We start from the raw sequence: 1302 nt of genomic DNA, 5'->3' as shown, positions 1-1302 counted from the left end.
GCCCTGCCGGCAGGTTGCACGGCATCGGGTCAGGTCATCACCTGTACCATTCCGGCTGGCACCGCACCTGGTACCTACAGCTTTACCTATGCGGCCACGGTGAATCAGACAGCGGCTGGCTCGGTGAGTAATGCGGTGGTAGCTACAGGCGGCAGCAGCACCGCACCGACCTGTACGACCTGCACAACCACGCATCCTGTCACGCCAGCGATCATTTCGGTGAGTAAATCATCGAACCCTGCCACGGGCACCACCGTTGCCGCAGGCGATACGATTGACTACAGCCTCGAAGCGGTGATTACTACCGCAGCCAGCGAATCCGATCTGGTGCTGACCGATACCCTGAGCGCCGGCCAGACAATCGGGACTTTGCCTTCTGGATGCACGGCCATAGGTCAGGTGATTACCTGCACCATTCCGGCCGGTACCGCACCTGGCACCTATAGCTTTACCTATTCGGCAACGGTGAACCAGGCAACAATCGGCTCGGTGAGCAATGCGGTGGTCCCAACTGGAGGCAGTGCTACCGCACCGACCTGCACGAACTGTACGACTACACATCCGATAGCGCCTGCGATTATTGCGGTGAGCAAATCGTCCAATCCAGCGACTGGTACCATGGTTGCCGCAGGAGACAGCATTGATTATATCCTGGAGGCGGTGATCGGCACGGCGGCCAACGCATCGGATCTGGTGCTGACCGATACCCTGAGTGCCGGCCAGACGCTGGGAACTCTGCCCGCAGGCTGCACGGCATCGGGTCAGGTGATTACCTGCACCATCCCGGCTGGCACGGCACCGGGTACATATACCTTTACCTATCCGGTAACCGTGAATCAGACAGCGGCTGGCACGGTGAGCAATGCCGTAGTGCCGACGGGTGGCAGTAGTACGGCACCGACCTGTACGATCTGCACAACCACGCATCCCGTCACGCCAGCGATCATTTCGGTGAGCAAGTCATCGAACCCTGTGAGTGGTACTGCGGTTGCGGCAGGCGATACGATTGACTACAGCCTGCAGGCGGTGATTACTACCACGGCCAGCGAATCGGATCTGGTGCTGACCGATACGTTGAGTGCTGGCCAGACACTGGGAACCCTGCCGGCAGGCTGTACCGCCACGGGCCAGATAATCACCTGCACCATTCCAGCTGGCACGGCACCGGGTACATATACCTTTACCTATCCGGCAACCGTGAATCAGACAGCGGCTGGCTCAGTGAGTAATGCGGTGGTAGCTACAGGCGGCAGCAGCAGCGCACCGACCTGTTCGAGCTGTACGACCACGCATCCAATCACG

General features: G+C 59.8%; 1 protein-coding gene. It reads left to right on the top strand.

Annotated features, from left to right (window positions below; translation table 11 throughout):
• Positions 1-1302, top strand: a 1302-nt coding sequence (locus ACQUTA_RS13060) for a hypothetical protein (RefSeq protein WP_444988703.1), incomplete at both ends; no start/stop codon positions are given.

The sequence above is a fragment of the Legionella navarrensis genome, from assembly GCF_052527415.1.
Note: the sequence above shows the minus strand (reverse complement) of the source record. Positions and strands in the feature narration are given on the sequence as shown.